We start from the raw sequence: 18,040 nt of genomic DNA on the forward strand, positions 1-18,040 counted from the left end.
CTTGGGGACAAGACAAGGAAATGGAAGGGATAGCTTCGTAGTGGGATAGAGGTCAGAGGGTTAAACGATTGAACAGGTTGCTCAAGAACGAAAGCCAACTTGGGTTAAGCGGGCCGCGGATACTGTGAGTTTTGCCCTGAACTGGTCCAATCCGATTTTTACTTAACAGTAAAGTTAATACGCGACGGGACAAACGCTTTGGCAAGCGAGCAATAACATCGTTTCAGCTGCTTCCCGCCAGCATCCTTGCATCAACCCTAACTAAAGTCATAGCAACCGTCTGACCAAGCTCCAATCGGCCATTGGAATGGCCCTTCCCATCCGCATGAGCGAGGCTGGCCACCACAGCTGCCCCGCCTCTGCCATCGAACTGATTTCGCTCCGACTGGCGACGTGATTTTCCCGTCCCTCTACGGGTGCTTCATCGAGCTCTAGCGTCGAGGACGCTTCCAGCTCTTTCCCAAACCAACGCTGCGGATTCGCGAACCGGCCCGCTTTTCGTATCCATTTTTCTGTAGAACGTATGTTCTATATCAATACAGGTCCTAGGAACCGCTGGAGGACCCTACCCTTTTCTCTCTGGTAGCGAACACGTCGTGTAAACGCTCCGAGGGGAAATCCCCTCACCGTATCTGAGGTCTATGGAGCAAGTTATGTAAACTGAGCATAAAGAGGCAATAGACTCAACAAAGGGCTCTCAAGGAGGCCGCTGCCGCACCGTTTCCGATAACTCCTAAAAATTTCCTCAGGCCAAACCATGAGGGACCAACAACGCTCCAACGGGTTTTCTCCATTCCATCATCATTTCCCCGGCAAAGCGTAAACCTCAGAGACCAGACAACATGACCAAATCCGCTCCGCTACCGATTCAGGGCAAATGGCTCCAACTCCTCAGCCTCGGCATCGCTCTAATCCTCCAATCTCTGGCAATCTCCCCCGCGCTCGGGGAAGAGCCTCCTCCCGAAGGCCAGCCAGAGGAGCTCGTGATCAACGCCATCGTTTCCGAGCCAATCAACTTTCCTCTCGATGCGCCGCCGGAGGTGAGCGACATACAGGTTAGCGGACTGCCCGCCGGGCTCGAGTACGACGGCCTGGAGCAAGTCATCTTCGGTCAAATCGATCAGGTAGGAGAATACTTCGCCCAAGTCGATTTCACCGAGGGCGGCGTCACTCATGGCATGCCCATCCGCATCGGCGTCTTCACTGCGGCGGACTATCCCGGCCAGCCGGGAGACGGCTCTCAACCTCCCCCAGACGAGCAGACCTTCGAAGTCGTTATATCGATCGGCGCGGGCCAGCCAATCTATTATCAAGTGCCTGTTCCTCACGACGCCTCCAACATTCAAGCGGTCGGTCTCCCGCAAGGCGTCTCCTACAACGATCAGGAAAACGCCATCACCGGCTCCCTCAACGAACCGGGCGACTACTATGGCAGCGTCGACTTCGATCAGGCCGGCCAGCCACGCTCCATCCCGGTCACCATCTATGTGGAAGGCAGCGCTATCGGCGCCCCTGGCGACGGCACGCAAACTCCGCCAGCTGAAGACGACCTCCTTCAAATCAACGTCATCGTCGGCCAGCCGCTCGACTTTCCGCTTGATCCCGGCCCCGAGATTTCTGGCATCGTTTTCTCGGGCCTCCCCACTGGCATAGACTACGATTCGACCAATCAGAAGCTCGTTGGAACGCTGCAAGCCGAAGGTCACTACGAAGCTCAGGTCGAGTTCGTCGAATCCGGCATCACCGTGAGCATGCCCGTATTCATCGACGCGTTCCTTTCAGAAAACTTTCCGGGCGACCCCTCGAACCCGAATCCGCCGAAGGACGGGCATTCGGAGCCGCGCTACGTATCCGGCGTTGCAGGACAACCTCTTAGCTTCCCGCTTCCCTACGACTTGAATGCCGTGGGAGTCGACTACGGCATGTACGCGGACGGCACCGTTTCCATGCTGCCTCCTGGGTTGCAGATCAATTTCGAGACTAACGCGATCGACGGCGTACCCGAGTATCCAGGCTTCTATCACTTCATCCTCATCGTTTCCGACGGAGCGGAACAATACGAGGACTACTTCGATTTCGATATCGCTCCGGCGAATTTCGACGACGGCACGGGCGGATACATCCCGCCTATCAACATCATCGGAGATGTCGGAATGCCCATCGACTATTGGGTCGACATCCCGCAAGACATGCTTCGGATCCAATGGGACGTCCTGCCGGAAGGCATCGCTTGGGACCCCGAGACCCAGCGCGTTCATGGCACCCCGGTCCATCCAGGCTTCTTCGAAACGGCCATCTACGGCGTCAAGGACGGCAATGAGGCTCGCATCCCAGTTTACTTCGATATTTTCGACGCCTACCACGGTGGCGGTCCCGGCGGTACCGAAGAATACATGATCTTCGGATTCGTAGGCGAGTTCGTGAGCTTCTCCCTTCCTTTCGATCCCTCCAAGACCTCGATCGAAATCGGTTCCTACGAGGACGGACTTCCAGCCGAACTTCCGGTGGGCATTGAAATCGATTCCGAGAACGGCTTGATCGTTGGATTCCCGCAGGAAGGCGGTTTCTACCACTCCATGCTTAAGATCACCGAGGGCGAGGAATCCCGCCAAGTCCCTCTGTACTTCGATTTTCAATACAACAACTATGGTGGAGGCGCCCCTGGCGAGCACTATCCGCCGGAATACCACGAAGGTGATGACGAGACTGTGCTCTTCGGCGCCGTTGGCGTGCGTTTCTCCTTCAAGTTCCCCACAAACGAGTCGGAAACGGTCTCCCTCCCCGCTGAATGGGAAGGCCAAAGTTTCGCTCTGCCGACAGGCTTGAGCTACAACGTGGAAACCAACGCCATCGTGGGCTCTCCCACCGAATCCGGCATCTTCGACGTGCTCGTTCGCATCGAAGGAGCCGACGGCATCGAAAAGCTCAAGCGCATCCTCTTCCTTGTAAGCGACGGAGGCAGCGCCCCCAAGCTCTCCTTCTTCTCCGAAGCCGAGTTCATGGTCGGCGAGGACTTCGACTACCAGATCCTCGCATCCGGCTCGCCAACCGAGTTCGCCTTCGAGGAAACGCCAGCGGAACTCTCGCTCGATCCGAGCACAGGTTTGGTGTCAGGACGTTTCGACTACGAATCCGAAAACGACCTGATCGTGCGTGCCTCCAACGAAGCCGGCGACGCCTACGGAATCCTTTATCTCGACGTCGAGTATCCGCACGACGATCCGGGAGGAGATCCCGATGTGCCGGACGGCGTCATCGAAGACACCGAGCCTCTCGTGGGACGCGTCGGCGTGCCGTTCCGCATCGAGGCTCCTGCCGAATTCGCAGGCGCGACCTTCGAGCTAGTCGGAGAGTCCACCTTCCCTGCTGGCATCGGCTTCTCTGAAACGGAAAACGCGGTCATCGCCGGAACGCCCACCGAAGCTGGCCTCTTCCGTACCCATATTTCCATTACGCAGCCGGAAAAGGTCACCGAAGTGAAGCTCATCTTCTTCATCGGAGACAGCGCTGCAGCCCCTCAATTCATTTCGCCCGACTATCTCAACGCCAAGCTCGGCAGCCCGATCGAGTTCCCGCTGGCCCTCGCCAATGGTCCTGCCACGATCGAGATCATTGGGAAGATCCCTGGCATCAGCTACGATGCCACAAGCCGCTCGCTCAAAGGCGCGATCGCCGACCCAGGCTTCTATACCTTGCTCGCAGTGGCGTCCAATGACAATGGAAAGGGATTCCTCCTGATCGACGTGGACGTTTGGGACGATGGCTCGTTCCAGGATCCACACGAAGTCTACCCCATCAACGTTTGGGGCATGGTAGGCGAAGTATTGGATTTTCCACTACCCGCGGACCCGGCTCGCAGCGAAGTCGCTATCGTGAATGGTCCAGACGGGACGCCTTCCGTCATTCCTCCAGGCTTGGAGTATCTGCAGAACTACGCCCTCATCAAGGGAGTGCCATCGCAGGAGGGTTTCTATGACCTTCACCTCGAGGTGACTGAGTTCGGCTTCACGCGCCGCGAGCACATCATCTTCGAAATCTACACTCCGGAAACGCTGCCGGACGACCCGAACTTTCCGACCGGTCCCGGCTACGAGGAGCCTGACGACGGCCACGTCGAGCCGATCCTCGCCAAAGTGGGCGAACGCCTCTACTTCGAAGCGCCCGTCATGGGCCAAACCGTCAGCTTCGAAATCGTCGACAGCAAGGACGGAGAGGCTTCCGAACTGCCTCCTGGCGTCACCTTCAACACCACCGATGGCGTGCTATCCGGCGTGCCGACCAAGAGCGGCGTCTATCCTCTCTGGGTCAAGGTCAACGAAGACGGCCACGTTTTCACCGTGTTCGCTCCAGTAGTGGTGAGCGGTCCAGAAGGGTCGCCCGAGGTCACCAGCGTCGACTACATCTCTGCGCTTCCTGGTGAAAACTTCGAGTACCAGGTCGTGGCCACCAACGAGCCGACGGAGTCGTACATCGAGTTCTTCGACGTTCCTGGCATCCTCAGCTACGATCCGGAGAGCATGATCCTCAACGGCAAGTTCGACTTCGGCGGATTCTTCACCGTGCTGATCGTGACCAAGAACGAAACCGGCGTCGGCTACGGACTGCTGCACATCGACGTGCTCGGTCAATTCGGAGGCGGCGAGCCCATACCCGAAATCCCCTTGTTCATCAACGGCACCTCAAACGTGGAAATCGACTGGGAACTCCCGACCTTCGTTCGCGGATCTTCCTTCGTGGTCGGTGAAGACCCAGGTGGATTTGTGACCCAGCTGCCCGAGGGGCTGTCCATGGACGAAACCACAGGTCGGGTCTACGGCACTCCCCTGTATCCAGGATACCACTTCGTCTACGTGACCGTAGACCAAGGCGAGCTGCCAAGCCTCGCCCTGAATATCGGTATCGCCCCAGGACTGCCGACTCCAATCATCATCAGTCCACAGTGGTGGGTCGGTCATCAGAACGGCCAGTTCAACTACCAGATCCATGCTACGGACTTCCCAAGCGAATACTTCGCCGAAGGGCTTCCAGCAGGACTCAGTCTGAACGCCGCCACTGGAACGATCCACGGCATTCCGACCGAAGCGGGCGAATTCGAGGTGCAGCTTAGCGCCCGCAACAAGTCAGGCACCGGCGAGAGCACCACGCTCTTTCTCTTCATCGAGGAGCAGCCTCGCATGCCAGTCGTTTCCGGTCCCTACTACCTGGAGACCCAGGTCGGGGCTGAATTCAGCTTCCAAGTCAACGCTACGGAATCGCCCTTCAGCTTCGCTGCTTGGGGTCTCCCGGCAGGCGTCACTCTCGACTCTGAAACAGGACTGATTTCCGGCACGCCTCTCGTCAGCGGTTTCTTCCCAGTTCGTGTGGAAGCCTACAACGAATGGGGTATGGGATCTTTCAATACATCCGTTCTCGTGAAACGCGCGGCTCAAGCTCCGAGCTACACCGGCCCGAACAACGTCGGAGGCAAGGTAGGACAGGAGTTCTTCTTCCATCCGCCCGCATCGGGCACCGTGAGCAGCTGGTCCATCTCCGAAGGCAGCCCGAACGCGCTGCCAGCGGGCCTTAGCATCGATTCCGCTAGCGGCATGATCACCGGCAAGCCGACCAACGCCTTTGCGGGAGCGATCGAGCTAGAGATAGCTGGTCCCGGAGGCTCTTCCTACGCTAAGGTCTACTTCAAGATCGCGCCAGCTTTGGACGCGCCGGTTGTATCCAGTTCCCCATTCGCAAAGGGAACAAGCGGACAAGCTTTCAGCTACCAGATCGTAGCATCGAACAACCCGATCGAATTCGCAGTGGAAAACCTGCCTAGCGGGCTCGATTTCGATGCAAGCGCTGGTTTGATCAGCGGAACTCCGGACAAAGCCGGCTACTTCGATATGCTCATCCGAGCTCGCAACGCGGCGGGATGGGGACCGGTTCGTCTCCTGATTCTGGATATCATCCCAGGACTGGAAGCTCCGATGATCGTCAGCGCCCCCTACAAGAAGGGTCAGGTGGGACAAGCTTTCGAATATCAGATCATCGCCAACAACCAGCCTACCGGCTTCGCCCTCTCCGGCTCGCTCCCGGCTGGCCTGGCACTGGATGCCACCACGGGTCTGATTTCGGGAACTCCGACCGAAGCTGGCGTGAAGGAAGTCATCCTCAGCGCATCCAACGAAAGCGGATCCGGAAACGGCATGGTATTCATCCTTGCGATACGTCCCTCTCTGGAAATGCCGAAGATCACCTCTTCCGGCACCGCCTTCGGAAAGGTGGGAGAACCCTTCGTCTATCAGATCATCGCCACCGGTACGCCGACTGGCTACGAGGCCTCGAATCTTCCGGACGGCCTCACGCTCAACGAGTCGACCGGCTTCATCACCGGCACGCCGACCACGCCGACCAGAGAACCCGTATTGATGGTGGTCGTGGCAAGCAACGGAGCTGGACAGAGCCTCCCTCGAGGCGTCCTGCTGGAGATTCTCCCCGCAGCGGCGGCCCCTGAAATCCTCAGCGGCAGCTACGCCATCGGCAAGGTAGGAGACGATTTCGAGTTCCAGGTCTTCGCGACCAACGATCCGACTTCGTTCTTCAGCCCGAATCTGCCTCAAGGACTCAGCATCGATAGCGCGACAGGCCTCATTTCCGGATCTCCCGAACAAGCGGGCGAGTTCATCGTGACGCTTAACGCGAGCAACGAAGCTGGAGCTGGCGAACCGGCGTCACTGGCGCTCTTCATCCTTCCCGGGGCTGCAATGCCGCGGGTCACCAGCCCGTCCTACGCTCTAGGCAAGGTGGGCGAGGAATTCTCCTATCAGATCGTGGCGACCAGCGAACAGATCGACTCCTTCTCCGTGGAGGGAGACCTGCCACGCGGCATCGACTTCGATCCGACCACCGGCCTGATCTCGGGCTCTCCGGTCGAACCGGGCATCTCCAGCGTCTTCCTGCTGGCTACCAACGACGCGGGCACCAGCTTGCCGCAGCCATTGAAGATCAAGGTAGAGCCGTCTCTGGAGGCGCCGAGCATCACCTCCGCTCTGCGGACTTCCGGCACGGTTGGCGACGAGTTCAGCTACGAAATCCTCGCATCCAACATGCCGCAAGAACGCCCGCTTCCACCGAGCGCCGAGTTCGAAGCCGTTGGCCTGCCAGCAGGTTTGGGCATCAACAACGCCACCGGCATCATTAGCGGAACTCCCGAGGAGCCAGGCAGCTACACCGTGACCTTGGTCGCCACCAACGAAACTGGTCAAGGCAATGCGAAGTTCCTCGTGATCAAGATCGCTCCGTCGCTGCAAGCTCCGGTCATCACCAGCGTGACCAAGGTTCCCGCTCAGGTCGGAAAGAGCTTCAGCTACACCATCAGCGCCACCAACGACCCGACCTCCTACGACGTCGAGCATAGCATCGCCTGGCTCGGAGTGAATACCGCGACGGGTCGCCTCTCCGGTACGCCGACCAAGCCAGGAGTCTTCTACGCAGGCCTCTTCGCCTACAACGATTCCGGCGAGAGCAAGCTCGCTCCGCTCGAAATCGTGGTCTACCCGGCGGCGGAAACGCCGAAGATCACCAGCGAGCGCCAAGCGAGCGGCAAGATCGGAGAAGCCTTCTCCTATCAGATCGAAGCCAGCAACGCCCCGACCTCCTACTCGGTCAGCGGTCTGCCATCGGGCCTGACCATCGATCCGGCATCGGGTCTGATCTCCGGCACCCCGGCCGCCTCCGGCGTCTTCGAAATCGTGGCTGTGGCCAGCAACGAAAACGGAACCGGCGATCGGGCCATCATCACCCTGGAGATCGAGGCGCGTTTCGAAATCGTCATCGGCGCAACCGACGAATAATGGGCCCTGCGTTTGAAATCGATGACCTTCGACCTTTGTTAATCCCACACCCCTAAAAGAAGCATGCATTCTCTCAACGAATCCTTCTCGCGGGCGCTGGTTCGCGGCTTCCTCACGGTTGCCGCGGCCCTGGGCCTCACCCTCCACAGCCACGCAGCTCCCTCTCCCATCGACGACGGCGAGGTCGGAGCGGCCTACTCCTACGACCTGAAGGCAAACCTCAACTGGGGCGGCGGCGATCCGCCCGACGACCTCACCTACACCGAAGGAGCGAAGCCTCTGCCGGATGGACTGAGCATCAATCAGAGCTCCGGCGTCATATCCGGCGTGCCCACCACGGCTGGCAGCTACATCTCGACCATCACCCTCACCTACGAAGGTGAAGCAAACAACGTCGAGGTGTCGTTGACCATCTCGCCACAAAGCGGGACGCCCGAGATCACGAGCGCCTCCCTTTCCGTCGGCATGGTGGGAGAAGCCTACACCTACACCATCACCGCCAGCGAGAACCCGACCACCTTCAACGTGGATCCGGACGAGCTCCCGCCTGGGCTCAGCGCGGATGCTAGCACGGGGGCGATCACCGGCACGCCGAGCGAGCCCGGCTCCTACCCCTTGACCATCAGCGCCAACAACGCCATCGGCACCGGAGCGGACTTCACCCTGACCATCACCATCGATCCGGCAGGGGATCTGCCGGAGATCACCAGCAGCGCCACCCTCACCGGCGACGTAGACGAACAGATCTCCTACCAGATCGCGGCCAGCAACAATGCGACCGAATACGAGGCGGAAAACCTCCCGTTCGGCGTCACCATGGACGATAGCTCGACCGGTTTCATTTCGGGAACGCCAAGCGTGGAAGGCACGTACGAGGTAAGCATCCGAGCTCGCAACGAGTTCGGTTGGAGCCCCGTTTTCACCTTGACCATCACCATCGGAGCCGTGCCGCAGATCTCCAGTTCCCTGACCCTCTCGCTTCAACAAGGCACCGAGATGGACGAGTACCTGATCACCGCTTCCAACAGCCCGACGACCTTCTCGGTCGGGACCCTTCCGAGCGGTCTGAGCTACTCCTCCGGCACTCGCAAGATCACTGGAACTCCAACTGTGTCCGGCACTTTCGAAGTTTCGATCTACGCGATCAACGGAGTCGGCCAAGGCCCTACATCCACCTTGACCATCTCCATCAGCCCGCTTTCCGACTACTCGCCGCTACGGCCCGCAGAATTCTCCGTCACTGAAAGCGACGGCATGCTCGAGTTCTACCTCGCCTTCGAGCAAAGCGCCGAAGAACTCGCCAACTACAACTACTTCATCGAGACCAGCGCGGACCTCCAGGAGTGGCAAAGCATGGCGCTCGACTCCATGGACAACGTGGTCATCGAGGAAAACGAAGACGGCTCCACCTCGGTCTCCGTACAGTACTCCGCCCCCGCCGAAAACGGAGCGGCCCAGTTCATACGGTACCGAGTCGAAGAAAAATCATAATATCGCCTGCGGAAAGCCCGGTCCTTATTGGCCGGGCTTTTCCCTGTCCGGACCTCGAGGCGCGTAGGCGGATTCGAACCGCTCAACCCGCCTGCGAGCGAGCAACCGGCAGCCGTCGAGCCAACACTCTCGGCAAGTCGTAGTCATTGTTGTCGATCACCAGATGCGCCTGCTCAACCGGACGATGCCGCTGGGCGTAGAGGCTTTGACCTGGCAAATACCGCCTGCGGTACTTTTCCAGCAACGTATCCATTCCTCCGAGACGCTGAACATCTCGGCTCGACGCCCTGCGCAGCACCGTCTCCTCGCTCGCGTCCACGAAGATTCGAAAGTCGAAATGCGCCGCCAGTCGCTCGCAAAAGAGCATCACGCCTTCGAAGATAAGAATCGAGTCCGGCATCGCCTCCTCCAGCGAAGCCTGCGTCTCCACATCGGTCACGAAATCGAATCGACTGGGCGTGTACCTCAGCGCGCCCCCCGGTCCGAGAGGCGTCAGTAGCTGCTCCACCACCGCCTCCTTGTCGAAGGAGTCCTGCACGTACCCATCCACTGAATACTCGCCCTTGCGGTAGCGAACCTCGGAAGCGTGATGAAACCCGTCTATCGAGGCGCGGATGACATGCCGTCCGCGAGCCTGAAGCGGCTCGACGAGACTATCGGCGAAGACGGTCTTGCCGGAAGCGCTCATGCCGTCGATCCCCACCCGCACTGGATGCGGCAGGTGGATTGCGTCGATGGCCGCAACCGCTTCTTCGATCACACGTTTCCTCATGAAGACCGGCTAGAAAACGGGGATGATCCCGTAAGGCAAATAAAACCTAGCGCAGCGCGCGGCGCGCTATTCAAAATAAGCCAACCTTCCTCTGCCGGGCGGGGCTCTGACCCGCGACACTGGCGTCTCACCTCAGCCCGTCGACCCACAGCGCGTCGCAAGCGACCGCGTTTGGGACCCAATGAAAAATATAAACGAAGCAAGGGCGGTCCTACCGAGACCGCCCCCACGAACAAACGGCCCAATGGGCCTATCAAACAAATTGAATCGAAATCGTCTCTAGCAGCGCCACGAGCGGGCCCCGCCAGCTGGACGCGTCTCGAATATCCCGGCTTCGATGCCGAAACGCTCGCGGTACGCGTCCGCCACCGTTTCAGCCACCATGTCAGCCTGGTCGCGGCGCACCAAGGCGATGGCCGACCCGCCAAAGCCGCCACCGGTCATGCGACAGCCCGCCACACCCTCCAGGGCTTGAGCTGTCTTCGATATGAAATCCAGCTCTGGACAGCTCACGCGGTAGTCGTCTCGCAACGAAGCGTGGCTTTCATTGAGCAGCTGGCCGGTCAAAGCGTAGTCCCGAGCGGCCAGGGCGTCCACCGCCCGCAGCGTACGGTCGATTTCGGTGACCACGTGACGCACGTAGCGGCGCTTCTCCTCGTCCATGAAATCCTTGGCCAAGACGGCATCCAACTCCGCCAGAGGCACCTCCCGAAGCGTACCGACCTCGAGCTCCGCAGCAGCCTGGTGGCAAACGTCACGCCGACGGGCGTAGCCGCCATCGGAAAGCTCGTGGCTTACGCAGGAATTGATGATCATCAAACCCCAGTCCGGATCGTCGAAATCGGCGTACCGATACGAATCGTCCTGGCAGTCCAGCAGCAGCAGCTTGGAGTCTTCGCAGAGAATGACCGCCGCCTGATCCATCAAGCCGCACGGGACGTCCGCGTAGTCGTGCTCCGCCTTCTGGCAGAGCCGAGCCAGCTCCAGCGGTTCCATCGACTCCCCGACCAGCTCCAAGACCGCCTTGCTAAACGCCGCCTCCAAAGCCGCGCTGCTGCTCAAGCCGCCTCCCACGGGCACCGTGGACAGCACCACCGCATCGAACCCGGGAAAGGCGAAGCCCTTTCGCTTCAGGCCGGCCAAAACCCCTTTGACGTAGTTGCTCCAGCAGCGCTTCTCGGACTTTGCAAGATCCTCTACGGAAAAGCTCACCGGCTCGACCTCGCCATGGCTGGAACGCAAGTTCACCATGCCGTCCTCCCGAGCCTTGAGGGCCACGCAGGTCCAGCGATCGATCGCCGCCGGCAGTACCAATCCGCCGTTGTAGTCGATATGCTCGCCGATCACGTTCACCCGTCCGGGAGCCACCGCGCAGACATCCGGCGAGCCAAGCCCTTGGTCCGCGAACAGAGCGAGCAAATCCCGCAGTTCCTTTCGATCGAAAGACAAGGTATCCAAAGTATCCATATAAAAAGTCGGTCTGAATGAGACGGTCCTATTCTACAGGCAACTTTCGCCTTGAACAATGAGTGGAAAGGTCAACTTTTGTAGAAAATAGGTCTCTCTGCTCCATGCAAAGCAAACGCATCGCGATTCTGGTTGAAACCGCCCTCGACTCCGGGCGGCAAATCGTGCGGGGCATCGCCCGTTTCGCCAGCGAGCGCAACGACTGGTCCCTCTTCTACCATACCGGCCCTCTCGGAGCCATGGTTCCCGCTTCGTTGGAGAGCTGGGACGGCGACGGCATCATCGCTCGCATCGCCAACAACGAACTGCTCGACGTGGTGCGTCGCCATCAGGTCCCGGTGGTCGACGTCATGGGCAACGTGCCCGAAGCCGACTATCCGGTGGTCAAATGCGACGATCACGCCATTTCCGAGCTGGTGATCAACCACTTCACGGAACGCGGCTATCAGCACATCGCCTTCTTCGGATTGAAAAACGAGATTTGGTCCAGGTACCGCAAATCGGCTCTGGAGACGGCTTGCCAAGAGCGCCTCGGATCCCGATTGCACACCTTGGAGGTCGGACACACCGATCGCGATGCCAGCGGCTGGCCAAGCTACTTCAAGAAGCTTGCCTCCTGGGTGGAATCGCTTCCGAAACCGATCGGCATCATGGTGGCGAGCGACCAATTCGGCCCCGACCTCCTGGTCGCTTGCCGCCAGGCCGGCTTCACCATCCCGGACCAAGTCAGCGTGGTAGGCGTGGACAATGACGTGCCATTCTGCGAGATCAGCCAACCACACCTCAGCAGCGTCGAGCCCAACCATGAGCGCATCGGCTACGAGGCGGCAAAAATGCTTCAGAAGACCATGGAGGGATCGCCCCCGGTCCAGCGTACCGTCGAGATCCCCCCGATTCTGCTGCATGTTCGCCCATCGAGCGACGCCACCGCCCTCGCGGATCCCGTTCTGGTAAAGGCCCTGCGCTACATCAGGCAAAACGCGTGCCTTAGCATCGGAGTCGACGAAATCGCCAAGGAGGCTGGCGTATCCCGAAGCGTGCTGCAGCGCCGTTTCCGAAAGGTTCTGGACCGCACCGTCCTGGAAGCCATCCTATCCGTGCGCATGAAACGGGCCCAGGAAATGCTCACCGTGACCGATCTCCCGCTGCCCGACGTCGCTGAACGAACCGGATTCAAGCACCAAGAATACCTGGGCTACGTGTTCAAGAAGCGCATCGGCTGCACGCCCGGCCAGTTCAGGGCAAGAGCGAAAGGCAAGAGCTCGTGACCTTCCTTTGGCCTGCCTATTCGACCCGCAGCGCATAGCCTGGACGCTTCCCAAGCCTTCTGAAGAAACGCGCCCTGAAGCAGAATCGGCGCAAGCGAGCAGGCCCGCTCGTTCGTCCCTCCATCGTGACCCAGCCACGACCGATTCGCACCCTCGCCACACTATTGCTGAGCGCCCTAGCAGCAGCTTCGATCTACGCAGACTTCGCCATACGAGCTGACAAAGCCAGCTTCGAGCCGGGATCGCCGGTCTCGCTGCACCTCAACGACGTCGCGGAAAAACGGCTAACGCAAGTCGCGAGCGCTCGCATCGACGCCTCCGGAGGTCTCGATCTTTCAACCGAACTCCCGCCTGGCATCTACGAGCTAAGCATCGGCGATCTCCCCGCCCTGCCGCTCGCCATCGCCGAAGGCCAAAAAATCGAGATTTCCTACCGCGAATCGGATGAGGATCCGTGGCGCGTGGAAGGTTCCCCCGATACGGACAAGCTCCACGCCTACGAGACGTTTCGAAAGGATTCCCTGAATCGCCTCGTCTATCCCCCCCGAGTCGCCGCTCGAGCAGCCAACTCGAAAGGAAAACCTGCCGAGGAGATCGCTCGCCTCACTCAAGCGGAAGTAGACGGATATGCGGCCCATCGAAGGGAGCTCAACGACTTCACCATCGCGACCGTCGGCGACTCCATGGCGCTCTACGCCACAGCTCTTCGCTGGGACCTCGACTACCGTCCACAAGAGATTCAGAGGCTTGTGGAATCCTTTGCCGAAACGCATGGGGAACTGTCCGTAACCAAAACCTTGAGACAGAAGCTGGAAACCGGTCTCGCTTTGGCGATCGGGAAACAAGCTCCGGAGCTCGCTGGCTACGACCTGAACCAGCAGCGCCAAACCCTCTCCGACCAGCGCGGCAAGTACGTCCTGATCGACTTTTGGGCCTCGTGGTGCCCGCCCTGCCGCATAGAGAACCAACACTACCAAACGCTGGTATCGGAGCTACCCAAAGAGACGTTCACCCTCTTCGCGGTCAATCTGGATAGCGACAAACGCCTTTGGGAACAAGCGAGCCGCCGCGACCGCATTTCCTGGATACAGATATCGGACGATCGAGGGCTCTCTTCCCCTCTCGCCGAGCGCTACGCGGTCTCCTCCTTGCCGAGCAGCTTCCTGTTGGACCAGCAAGGACGCATCATCGCCAAGAACCTCCGAGGTCCCGCCCTCGACGCGAAACTGAAAGAGCTCGGCCTGCTCTAGTCATCCCGCCAGTCGCTACCGAAGCAGCTCACGCATCTCCTGCAAACCAATCGCAGCGCTCAGCTCGTCATCGCCCAGTACGGAATTCGCGAGGTCAGCCTTGCCTCGCTGAATCTCGCGAATCTTCTCTTCGATCGTATCCTTTGCGACAATACGATAAGCGATCACCTGATTTCTCTGCCCGATGCGATGGGTTCGGTCAATCGCTTGCGCTTCCACTGCCGGATTCCACCAAGGATCGAAAAGGACAACGTAGGAGGCGGCGGTCAAGTTGAGCCCGGATCCAGCCGCTTTTAGCGAGAGCAGAAACACTTGCTCGCCTCCTTGACTCTGAAATCGGTCCACCAGCTCCTTGCGGTTTCGCGTCTTCCCCGTCAGCAAAAGGCTGCCAATACCCCAGCTCGAGAGCTGCTTCTTCAGTATTTCCAGCATGGATACGAACTGGCTGAAGACGAGCGCCTTGTGCCCTTCGGCCACCAAGGGTTCCAGCACGTCCCGCAGAGCGGAGAGCTTCGCGGATTGCGCATCGCCCTCGCTGCGACCTCCCTCCTTGATCAAGCGTGGGTCGCAGCAGATTTGCCTTAGACGAAGCAACACTTGCAGCATGCCAAACCGCTGTCCCTGCCAGTCTTCCTCGCTCCGAATCGACTCCAGCGTGGAGCGAGCGTTCTCCAACTCCTCATCGTAGAGACGTCGCTGCGCCCCTTCCAAGACGCAATGGCGCTCCTCCTCGATGCGCTCCGGCAGGTCCTTCGCGACCTCGCTCTTCAAGCGCCTCAAGATGAATGGACGCACGCGACGCTTCAATCCGGCTAGCGCCTCGGGATTCTTGGCAAGTTCGTAGTTCGCCTTGAAGGCGGCTTGCGGCCCGAGCAAACGGGGCATGGCGAAACGCATCAGGCTCCAAAGGTCAGTCAGGCTGTTCTCCACCGGCGTGCCCGACAAGGCGAGCCGCGAAGCCGCGTTGAGCTGGTACGCCACCTTGGTGGTTTGCGAGCTGGGCGACTTGATGTAGTGCGCCTCGTCCAATGCAGCGACATCCCAGGACTGACTAAGAAAATACTCCGACTGCAGGCGCAGCTGAGCGTAGTTCGCCACCACGATATTGGCCTTGCCCAGGGCTTCTTCGCCCAGCAGAGCTGGCGAAAACGAAACGGAGCTCAAATCGGCGCCGAACTTCAGCGGCTCCTGTATCCAGTTATCCATCACAGACTTTGGACAGACCACCAAAGCTCTAAATGTCTGCGACGCGCCTTTGCGCCGGGCCAGCCACATGAACCAGGCCAGCGTCTGCAGCGTCTTTCCCAGTCCCATGTCGTCAGCGAGGACGCCTCCAAACCCCATCAGGCTTAGCCTACAGAGAAACCGGAAGCCTTCGACCTGATACGGCCGCAGAACCGTGCCCAGCGATCGGGGTGGACTGGGGATCTCCAACTTCGTCAATTGACGCGCCCGGCGGCGAACGATTTCCATCGTCTTCTCATCCACGTTTCGCTCGTCCAGCAAGTCCTCGAATTGCGTGACGTGGATGCGTTGCTTGTTTCCTCGCCGAGGATCTAGCCCCATAGCCCCCGCCATCCCCAGGTATTCGGAAAGCGATGACGGATCCACTCGAAACCAGCCCTTGGAGCCAAGCTGCGTCAATTCGCCATCCGCAGCCACCAACCGCGCGATTTCCTCGTCCGTGAATCCCTCGTCTCGACTCACGAACTTAGCATTGATCCGATACCAGTCGCCTTCCTCGGCGGGCTCGCATTCGTATCCAATTTTCAATGCGACAGGAGGGCGATCCCAGCTGCGCTCAGAGTGGGACACCGACTCGACCGCTCGACTCATGGCATGCTCTTTCGCCAACGCGTCGAACGCGGGGCGCGTTGCAATGCCTTTGCTTGTGAAAAAAGCCTTCAGGGCATCGACGAACGCAACCGACGTATCCGGATTCACCTTCGCAAGAGCCCGCTTCAGGTCGCGCAAGGGCTCGCGAGTAGCCACTCCTAGGTCCGTCCGCTTGGACACGACATTGTAGAGATCCCTTGGATACACGAGAAAACCGCACTTGCTGGCCTGACCAAACAATCGGGCAAGCTCCTTTGACAGCGATCGCTCCTCGTCGTCGAGGGCGCGTCCCAAACGTTGAGCGAAGGGATCGGAAGTTTGAGTCGGCGGCGCCTTAGCTGCCGGTTTCGCCGACGAAACCAAGCCCGATCGCTCGTTCAGTTTGACCCGAACCGCTCGGGCCAAGGCGTAGCTATGTCGACAGTTGAAAAACTCCTCGCAGTCGCAGCTTCCGCTCAGACCACCGGTTTCGTCGAAGGCGAGACGAACCTGGAACACGCCTCGTTTGCCTTCGGTTACGCTGCCGCGGATTTCCGCCCGTCCGAGAGCGTCCACCCGCACCTCCTCCGATTCGAAAAGCTCCGTGCCGCGGCTGATCGCCTGGCTGTTCACCTGCCGAACGTAGCGGGCAAATCTCTGATCGAAGGCAAACGCATCCATGCCCCTAGGAGGAGGAACCCGCTTCCATTTGCAATCAAGAGATTGCCCAAGCCTGCGACTATCGGTCCACGCGTGTCGCAAGCGGTTGATTATCTGGGCTTAGCCGCACACCGCCCGTCCTCTGCTTGGCGCCCAATATGCTCCTTGATTTTTTGGCCAGGCGCTTACATTTATCATATACGCAATGAGTCAACCTAACATCGATCGAACCAGCTCCGCCTCGTCGCCTATCGTCCAACTTGAACTGGACTCGGACGACGAGCCTGACCCTAGTAGCCGCCGCTACCGTTTCCATCGTCGCTTCCCCCTGCTCTCTCGTAGAGCCTCGGCATCCACACAGCTTTCATCCGGGCTGATCTCCCTATGATATCCGCCTTCATTGCCGCAGCCCTCTTCACAGTGAGCGTCTCGTTCGTCTGCTCCATGCTGGAAGCGATGATACTGAGCACCACCATCGCGGACATCGAATCGCTAAAGAAAAAGCGACCGAAGAAGGGCGAGCTGCTGGAAAAGCACAAGACCGACCTGTCGGACACGATTTCCGCCATCCTGACCCTCAACACCATCGCCAATACGGCGGGCTCCGCTCTGGTGGGCGCCCTAGCCACCGAGATTTGGGGCAGCTCCATCGTAGGTTGGGTGACGGGCATCCTCACCCTGAGCATCCTCATCTTTTCCGAAATCATCCCAAAGAACCTCGGCGTCGCCTACCGGGTCCAGATCCATCCCTGGACCGTGGGTCCGCTGCAATGGATGAAAGTCGCCCTCTGGCCGGCGACGTCCCTCACCAACCTCTCGGTGCGGCTCGTGGTGAAGGAGGACCAGAGCAACGACGACGGATCGTCGAATGAAGAGGAGATCATCCTGCTCGCCGAAAAAGGAGCCAAGGAGGGGACCTTGACCAGCAGCGAGTCGGACATGGTGACCAACGCCCTGAAGCTCGACGACGAAATGGTCTCCGCGATCATGACTCCCCGGGTGGTGGTCACCGCCTTGGAGACCACTCTGACCATCGGCGACGTTTTTCGCACGTATCCAAACATCCCTTTCGCCCGCATTCCGGTATTCGACGAGGAGATCGACCAGATCGTGGGACTCGTCCGGCGACGCGACCTGCTCAAGTACGTGGCCGAGGACCAGGACCGGGTGCGCCTTTCGGAGATCATGAACGAGGTGTTCTTCGTCCCGGAAACGGTCACCGTGGCCGCCGCCCTGCAGACGATCCTGAAGAAGCACCAGCAGCTGCTAGTGGTCGTGGACGAGTTCGGCAGCATGGCGGGTGTGGTCACCATGGAGGACATCATGGAGTACATTCTCGGTCGGGAGATCTTCGAAAAGGACGACGTGGCCATCGACATGCGAGAGCTCGCCCGCAGCGAGGCTCTGGGTAAAAAAGCTGCGGAAATCCTTGCCGACGAGGAAAGCACCTCTGAGGATCGCGACGCCTAGGCTTTCGCGTATCCACAA

At 59.5% G+C, this 18,040-nt stretch carries 8 protein-coding genes; 5 read left to right on the top strand and 3 right to left on the bottom strand.

The genetic code is table 11. From position 1 onward, the window contains the following. Positions 1 to 842 precede the first annotated feature (842 nt). Entirely contained in the window at positions 843 to 7,829 is a 6,987-nt protein-coding gene (locus QEH54_RS03330; RefSeq protein WP_309017202.1) for a putative Ig domain-containing protein, read from the top strand. A gap of 63 nt (positions 7,830 to 7,892) precedes the next feature. Continuing rightward, on the top strand, positions 7,893 to 9,320 hold the full coding sequence (locus QEH54_RS03335) for an Ig domain-containing protein (protein WP_309017203.1): 1,428 nt from the start codon (positions 7,893 to 7,895) through the stop codon (positions 9,318 to 9,320). An 82-nt stretch (positions 9,321 to 9,402) separates the two neighbouring features. Here the strand turns inward: QEH54_RS03335 and QEH54_RS03340 are convergent, their stop codons facing one another. Together QEH54_RS03340 and galK are read right to left on the bottom strand one after the other, a co-directional pair. Beyond that, entirely contained in the window at positions 9,403 to 10,092 is a 690-nt protein-coding gene (locus tag QEH54_RS03340) for a hypothetical protein (RefSeq protein ID WP_309017204.1), read from the bottom strand. A gap of 279 nt (positions 10,093 to 10,371) precedes the next feature. Beyond that, a complete protein-coding gene (gene galK / locus QEH54_RS03345; protein ID WP_309017205.1) occupies positions 10,372 to 11,550 on the bottom strand; it encodes a galactokinase in 1,179 nt (392 codons plus the stop codon). 113 nt (positions 11,551 to 11,663) lie between these two features. On the opposite strand from galK, the gene QEH54_RS03350 reads away from it, so the two are divergent. Beyond that, a complete protein-coding gene (locus QEH54_RS03350; protein WP_309017206.1) occupies positions 11,664 to 12,827 on the top strand; it encodes a XylR family transcriptional regulator in 1,164 nt (387 codons plus the stop codon). 125 nt (positions 12,828 to 12,952) lie between these two features. After that, entirely contained in the window at positions 12,953 to 14,077 is a 1,125-nt protein-coding gene (locus QEH54_RS03355; protein ID WP_309017207.1) for a TlpA disulfide reductase family protein, read from the top strand. A 15-nt stretch (positions 14,078 to 14,092) separates the two neighbouring features. Here QEH54_RS03355 and QEH54_RS03360 read toward each other — a convergent pair whose 3' ends face one another. After that, positions 14,093 to 16,573 (bottom strand): DEAD/DEAH box helicase, encoded by a 2,481-nt coding sequence (locus QEH54_RS03360; RefSeq protein WP_309017208.1) that lies wholly within the window; start codon positions 16,571 to 16,573, stop codon positions 14,093 to 14,095. A gap of 363 nt (positions 16,574 to 16,936) precedes the next feature. Between QEH54_RS03360 and QEH54_RS03365 the strand changes: the two genes are divergently transcribed. After that, entirely contained in the window at positions 16,937 to 18,022 is a 1,086-nt protein-coding gene (locus QEH54_RS03365) for a hemolysin family protein (RefSeq protein WP_309017209.1), read from the top strand. The last annotated feature ends 18 nt before the right edge of the window (positions 18,023 to 18,040 follow it).

It is taken from the genome of Pelagicoccus sp. SDUM812003, from assembly GCF_031127815.1.
Lineage (GTDB): Bacteria > Verrucomicrobiota > Verrucomicrobiia > Opitutales > Opitutaceae > Pelagicoccus.

What these genes read in the sequence shown, in the direction of transcription:
- QEH54_RS03360 (WP_309017208.1), bottom strand. Translation starts at nt 16,573, where the DNA reads ATGGATGCGTTTGCCTTCGATCAGAGATTTGCCCGCTACGTTCGGCAG.
- QEH54_RS03335 (WP_309017203.1), top strand. Translation starts at nt 7,893, where the DNA reads ATGCATTCTCTCAACGAATCCTTCTCGCGGGCGCTGGTTCGCGGCTTC.
- QEH54_RS03350 (WP_309017206.1), top strand. Translation starts at nt 11,664, where the DNA reads ATGCAAAGCAAACGCATCGCGATTCTGGTTGAAACCGCCCTCGACTCC.
- QEH54_RS03365 (WP_309017209.1), top strand. Translation starts at nt 16,937, where the DNA reads ATGATATCCGCCTTCATTGCCGCAGCCCTCTTCACAGTGAGCGTCTCG.
- QEH54_RS03340 (WP_309017204.1), bottom strand. Translation starts at nt 10,092, where the DNA reads ATGAGGAAACGTGTGATCGAAGAAGCGGTTGCGGCCATCGACGCAATC.
- QEH54_RS03330 (WP_309017202.1), top strand. Translation starts at nt 843, where the DNA reads ATGACCAAATCCGCTCCGCTACCGATTCAGGGCAAATGGCTCCAACTC.